This is a genomic window from Streptomyces sp. NPDC001822 (assembly GCF_042892135.1).
In the GTDB taxonomy this organism is placed as follows: domain Bacteria; phylum Actinomycetota; class Actinomycetes; order Streptomycetales; family Streptomycetaceae; genus Streptomyces.
The window spans coordinates 176804-182803 of sequence record NZ_JBIATW010000015.1; the positions used below are offsets into that span (position 1 = coordinate 176804).

3 protein-coding genes are annotated in these 6000 nt (G+C 70.7%); all 3 read left to right on the plus strand.

The window, feature by feature from the left end; genetic code table 11:
• Positions 1–137 precede the first annotated feature (137 nt).
• The 3 genes from ACFYY2_RS28865 (at position 138) to ACFYY2_RS28875 (ending at position 5857) form a co-directional block, all read left to right on the plus strand.
• The gene (locus tag ACFYY2_RS28865; protein WP_388748338.1) at positions 138–1145 is read left to right on the plus strand and encodes a hypothetical protein; all 1008 of its coding nucleotides are present in this window, start codon (positions 138–140) and stop codon (positions 1143–1145) included.
• Positions 1146–1332: 187 nt separating this feature from the next.
• Positions 1333–4641, plus strand: a complete 3309-nt coding sequence (locus ACFYY2_RS28870) for a S8 family serine peptidase (RefSeq protein ID WP_388748340.1) — start codon at positions 1333–1335, stop codon at positions 4639–4641.
• A 187-nt stretch (positions 4642–4828) separates the two neighbouring features.
• Complete coding sequence (locus ACFYY2_RS28875; RefSeq protein ID WP_388748342.1) at positions 4829–5857, plus strand: aspartate-semialdehyde dehydrogenase; 1029 nt, start codon at positions 4829–4831, stop codon at positions 5855–5857.
• Positions 5858–6000: the final 143 nt, after the last annotated feature.

The window sequence follows — 6000 nt, forward strand, 5'->3', positions numbered from 1 at the left end:
CGCGCGCCGTACATTCCCCGCCGCGACCACTCTTTTCGACACTCGAACTGCTGCGCTTTTGAACGGCGTTGTCCTGGAATGTCGACGGGCGTGTAACACCCGCCATCGCGGCGCGGACCTGCGGGAACCTCCCGGGCATGACCCAGAACACCCCGCTCTCCCTCCACACCGTCTCCGCGGTGCGCCACCGCGTGCAGTCCGCCGCCCAGCTGCGCGCCCGGGGCGTGACGGCGGCGCAGACCGCCGCGCAGTGCCTGCCCGGCGGCCCCTGGCAGCAACTGCTCCCCGGCGTCTACCTGCTGCACGACGGCCGGGCGACGGACGAGGACCGGGTGCACGGCGCGCTGCTGTACGGCGGCAGGCCGCCGTCCACCGCCCGCCGGGGCGTCCCGGCCCAGGCCGGGCCCGGTTACGGCGAGGCGATGGTCACCGGCCTGGCAGCCCTGGCGCTGTACGGCTTCGCGTCCGCACCCCCGACGATCGCGCTGCACCGCATCGACGTCCTGGTGCCACGCACCAGGCGACTGCGGTCCACCCGGTTCGTCCAGGTGACCAGGGCGGCCGTCCTGCCGAGGCCGCAACGGCGCTCCGGGGTGCCGCTGGCGCCCGTGGAACGCGCCCTCGCCGACACGGTGTCCGCGCTCACGGACGCCTCGACGGTCCGCAGGATCCTGACGGAGGCGGTGCGCGGCGGACACTGCGAACCGGCGGCGGTCGTGAGGGAGATGAACGCCGCCAAGCTGCTGGGCCGCCCGCACGTGGTGGACGCCGTGGAGGCGCTGCTCGTCGAGGGCCGCTCGGTCGCGGAGGGCCGGCTGTACGAGATGGTGCGCGCCCACGGACTGCCGGAACCCCTGTGGAACGTCGAGCTGTCGCTTCCCGGCGGCCGCTTCCTCGGCGGGGTGGACGCCTACTGGCCGGAGCAGGCCGTCGCGCTCGAACTGGGCACCCGCTCACCGCGCGAGGACCGTGTCGCCTTCGCGGCGGAGCGCGAACACCTGGAACGCCTCGGGGTCACGGTGGTGCGGGTGACCCCGGGGCAGCTGCGCGAGGTCATGGCACAGCAGGCGGTGGTGCTGCGCACGGCGATGATGGCGGCCGAGGACCGCGAACCCGCCGCGTACGTGGTGGTCCTGCCGCGCTGAGCACGAGGTGCGGGCCCGTCAGGGACCGCGAGAGAGACGCCGGTTGGCGCAACCGGACCAGTGGCGGATCTCCGCCATGTCCCGTTTTGATCCCCGTCAAGTCTCCACAAACCCCTGTCATTTACGAAAGGCTGAGCGGTCATCGGGTACCGAATTCCGGACTCTCTCTTTCTTTCACAAAACAGGGATGCTCATGACCAAGGAATCCCCCAGCTCCATACCCGGGGCGAGACGCGCGGCCCGCATCGCGGCCGCGGCCGGCCTGGCGGCCGCACTGGCCGCCTCCGGCGCCGCCCCGGTCTTCGCCGCCGACGACCCGGCGCCCGCGCCGGTGAAGCCCGCCGCCGCGAGCGCCAAGGGCGACAAGCTGGGCGAGGCCGACGCCGGCGTACTGGCGAAGGCGCAGACCGAGGGTGAGAAGACCGTCACGATGATGGTCGCCACCAAGCCGGGTGCCACCGAGCAGGTGCGCGAGCAGCTGGACGCCGTCAAGGGGTCCGTGCTGGGACAGACGTACGACAAGCTCGGATACGTCCGGGCGACCGTGCCGACCGCGACCGCCGAGGCGACCATCAAGGCGGCGCAGAAGCTCTCCTCCGTCCAGGGGATCGACCTCAAGCAGGAGATCGAGCTGGACGACCCGACGCCCGCGGGCGACCGGGCCGCGGGGGCCCAGCAGAAGAAGGCGACGGGCAGCTACCCGGCGCCGGGCAAGCACACCCCCGCGAAGAACCCGTACAACCCGTCCTTCGAGACGGGCGCCGTGGACTTCGTGAAGCAGCACCCGAAGGCCGACGGCCGCGGGATCACCATCGGTGTCCTGGACTCCGGTGTCGACCTCGGCCACCCCGCGCTGCAGAAGACCACCACCGGCGAGCGCAAGATCGTCGACTGGGTGACGGCGACCGACCCCGTCAGCGACGGCGACGGCACCTGGCTGCGGATGACGGCCGGCGTGGCCGGCCCGACGTTCACCATCGGCGGCCGCACCTACTCGGCGCCGGAGGGGTCCTACAAGATCCAGCTCTTCTCCGAGGCCGCCACCAAGGGTGGCGACATGGCCGGGGACCTGAACCGGGACGGCGACACCACCGACGTCTGGGCCGTGCTCTACGACCCGGTCACCGGCACCGTCCGCGTGGACCTGGACGACGACGCGGACTTCGGCGACGAGGCCGTCCTGAAGCCGTACAAGGACAAGCACCAGGTGTCCTACTTCGGCAAGGACGACCCGCGGACCGAGGTCGCCGAGCGCATCCCGTTCGTCGTCGAGACCCGCAAGAACGTCGTCTACAACGCGGCCGGCGCCAAGGCCGACTTCGTCAACATCGGCGTGATCCAGAGCGAGCACGGCACCCACGTCGCGGGCATCACCGCGGCCAACGGCCTGTTCGGCGGCAAGATGAACGGCGCGGCGCCCGGCGCCAAGGTCGTCTCCTCCCGTGCCTGCTCCTGGTCGGGCGGCTGCACCAACATCGCGCTGACCGAGGGCATGATCGACCTCGTCGTCAACCGCGGCGTCGACGTCGTCAACATGTCGATCGGCGGACTGCCGCCGCTCAACGACGGCAACAACGCGCGCGCCGAGCTCTACAAGCGCCTCATCGACATCTACGGCGTCCAGCTGGTCATCTCGGCCGGCAACGAGGGCCCGGGCGTCAACACCATCGGTGACCCCGGTCTCGCCGACCACGTCATCTCGGTGGGCGCGTCGATCTCCAAGGAGACCTGGGCCGCCAACTACGGCTCCAACGTCACCAAGAAGTACGACATGCTCCCCTTCTCCTCGCGCGGTCCGCGTGAGGACGGCGGCTTCACGCCGACCCTGACGGCACCGGGCGCGTCGATCAACACCACCCAGACCTGGTTCCCCGGCGGTCCGGTCAAGGAGTCGGGCTACGCGCTCCCCGCCGGCTACTCCATGCTGCAGGGCACCTCGATGTCCTCGCCGCAGGCCGCGGGCGCCACGGCGCTGCTGCTGTCCGCCGCGAAGCAGAAGCACATCGAGCTGCCGCCGGCCGACCTGCGCACCGCGCTGACCAGCACCGCCACCCACATCGCCGGTGTGCCCGCGCACGCCCAGGGTGCCGGCCTGATCAACATCGTCGGCGCCTGGAAGCAGATCGAGAAGCAGGGCGCCCCGGCGCACGAGTACTCGGTCAAGGCTCCCGTCGACACGGCGATCGACTTCGCGCTGAAGACCCCGGGCTTCGGCACCGGTCTGTACGACCGTGAGGGCGGCCTGAAGGCCGGCCAGAAGAAGTCGTACGACGTCACCGTCACCCGCACCACGGGCCCGGACAAGGCCGTGAAGCACACGCTGTCGTGGAAGAACAACGACGGCACCTTCTCCCTGACCGGTTCGAGCACCGTCTCGCTGCCGCTCGGCACGCCGGTGACCGTCAAGGTGCAGGCGAAGCCGCGCTCGGCGGGCGTCCACAGCGCGATCCTGCAGGTGGACGACAGCAGGACCTCGGGCATCGACCAGCAGATCCTCTCCACCGTGGTCGTCGCCAAGGACCTCGTGAAGCCGGGTTACGCCTTCTCGACGACCGGCTCGGTGCAGCGCAACAGCACCACGTCGTACTTCGTGAACGTCCCCGAGGGCGCGGAGACCCTCGAGGTCGCGCTGAGCGCCCTGCGCTCGGGCAGCCAGACGCGGTTCATCTCCATCCACCCCTACGGGGTCGCGGTGGAGGACAGCTCCACGATCTTCTGCTACCCGAACTACGAGAACCCGGCCAACACCTGCCGTCCGGACACGCGCTCCTACAAGGCGCCGCAGCCGGGCGTCTGGGAGATCGAGGTCGAGTCCCGCCGCACGTCGCCGCTGCTGGACAACCCGTACAAGCTGGACGTCTCGCTGCTCGGCGCCTCCTTCGACCCGGCGGTGCAGACCATCCCCGAGGCGAAGATCGGCACCCCGGCGGCCGTGGACTGGACCGTCACGAACAACGCCGGTGACCTGAAGGGTTCGCTCAAGGGCGGCTCGCTGGGTTCGGCGGACGTCGAGCGCCCGTCGATCGCCACCGGTGGTCAGTACACCAAGACGTTCACCATCGGTGAGGGCGTCGAGAAGCTGGACGTCGCCATCGGCAACACCTCGGACGCCAACGCCGACATCGACCTGTACGTCGTCAAGGACGGCACCCAGGTCGGCGCGTCGACGACGGCGGGCTCCGAGGAGTCCGTCAGCCTGGTGGAGCCGGCCGCCGGCACCTACACCGTCATCATCGACGGCTACTCGGTCCCGGCGGGGACCACCGAGTACGACTACCGGGACGTGTACTACGCCCCGTCGCTCGGCACGATCAACGTCGACGAGTCGAAGGCCGTGAACCTGGCCAACGGCGCGTCCGCCAAGGTCGGCGCGGAGGTCGTCGTCGCCGGAGCGGCTCCCGAGGGCCGCCAGTTCTTCGGCGAGGTCCACCTGGTGAACAGCCGCGGCACCGCCGCGGGCACCGGAAGCGTCGTGATCGGCAAGGTCGCGCCGTAAGCACCGCGGCGGTGTGATCCGTACGACATGAGACAACTGTGGGGCGGGCGCTCGCAAGGGCTCCCGCCCCACAGCTCTGCGCGCAACCCGTCCGTCTGCCGGACAATGGATTGGACAAGGCGGCCATGGACACAAGCATCATGGACCGGCAACCGTGTCCGTTTCGCACATCCGTGAGGGAGTCCCCGTGAAGGTCGGAATCGTCGGCGCCACCGGTCAGGTCGGCACAGTCATGCTCAGGATTCTGGCCGAGCGGAAGTTCCCCGTCGCAGAACTGCGGCTCTTCGCCTCCGCGCGCTCCGCCGGCTCCGCCATCGCGTACGAGGGCACGGACGTCACCGTGGAGGACGCCTCCACCGCGGACTACACGGGCCTGGACATCGTGCTGTTCTCCGCCGGCGGCGCCACGTCGAAGGCGCTGGCCGAGAAGGTCGCCTCGCAGGGCGCCGTGGTGATCGACAACTCCTCCGCCTGGCGCAAGGACCCCGAGGTCCCGCTGGTGGTCTCCGAGGTCAACCCCCACGCGATCCGCAACCGCCCCAAGGGCATCATCGCCAACCCGAACTGCACCACGATGGCCGCCATGCCCGTGCTGCGCCCCCTGCACGACGAGGCACGGCTCGACGCGCTGACGGTGGCCACCTACCAGGCGGTGTCCGGCTCGGGGCTCGCCGGTGTCGCGGAGCTGCACGGCCAGGCGTCCAAGGTCGTGGCCGACGCGGACAGGCTGACGCACGACGGCGAGGCCGTGGACTTCCCCGAGTCCGCCGTCTACAAGCGCCCGATCGCCTTCAACGTGCTGCCGCTCGCGGGCTCGATCGTCGACGACGGTTCCTTCGAGACGGACGAGGAGCAGAAGCTCCGCAACGAGTCCCGCAAGATCCTTGAGATCCCGGACCTCAAGGTGTCCGGCACCTGCGTCCGGGTCCCGGTCTTCTCCGGTCACTCCCTGCAGATCAACGCCCGCTTCGGCCGCCCGATCAGTGTCGAGCGCGCCTACGAGCTGCTGAAGGACGCGGAGGGCGTCGAGCTCTCCGAGATCCCCACCCCGCTCCAGGCCGCCGGCAAGGACCCCTCGTACGTGGGCCGCATCCGGGTCGACGAGACCGTCGAGCACGGCCTCGCGCTGTTCGTCTCCAACGACAACCTCCGCAAGGGTGCCGCGCTGAACGCGGTGCAGATCGCGGAGCTGGTGGCGGCCGAGCTCAAGGGCTGACGCCCTCACATACGAGAAGGGGGGGGCCCCCCGGGCCGGGGGGGGGCCCGGGTGTTTTTTGGGAAGAGGGGGGGGGGCGGCGGGGGGGGGCGGGGGGGTGGGGGCCGCGGGGGGGGGGGGGGGGGGCGCCGCCCGCGCGGGAC

What these genes read in the sequence shown, in the direction of transcription:
- ACFYY2_RS28865 (WP_388748338.1), top strand. Translation starts at nt 138, where the DNA reads ATGACCCAGAACACCCCGCTCTCCCTCCACACCGTCTCCGCGGTGCGC.
- ACFYY2_RS28870 (WP_388748340.1), top strand. Translation starts at nt 1,333, where the DNA reads ATGCTCATGACCAAGGAATCCCCCAGCTCCATACCCGGGGCGAGACGC.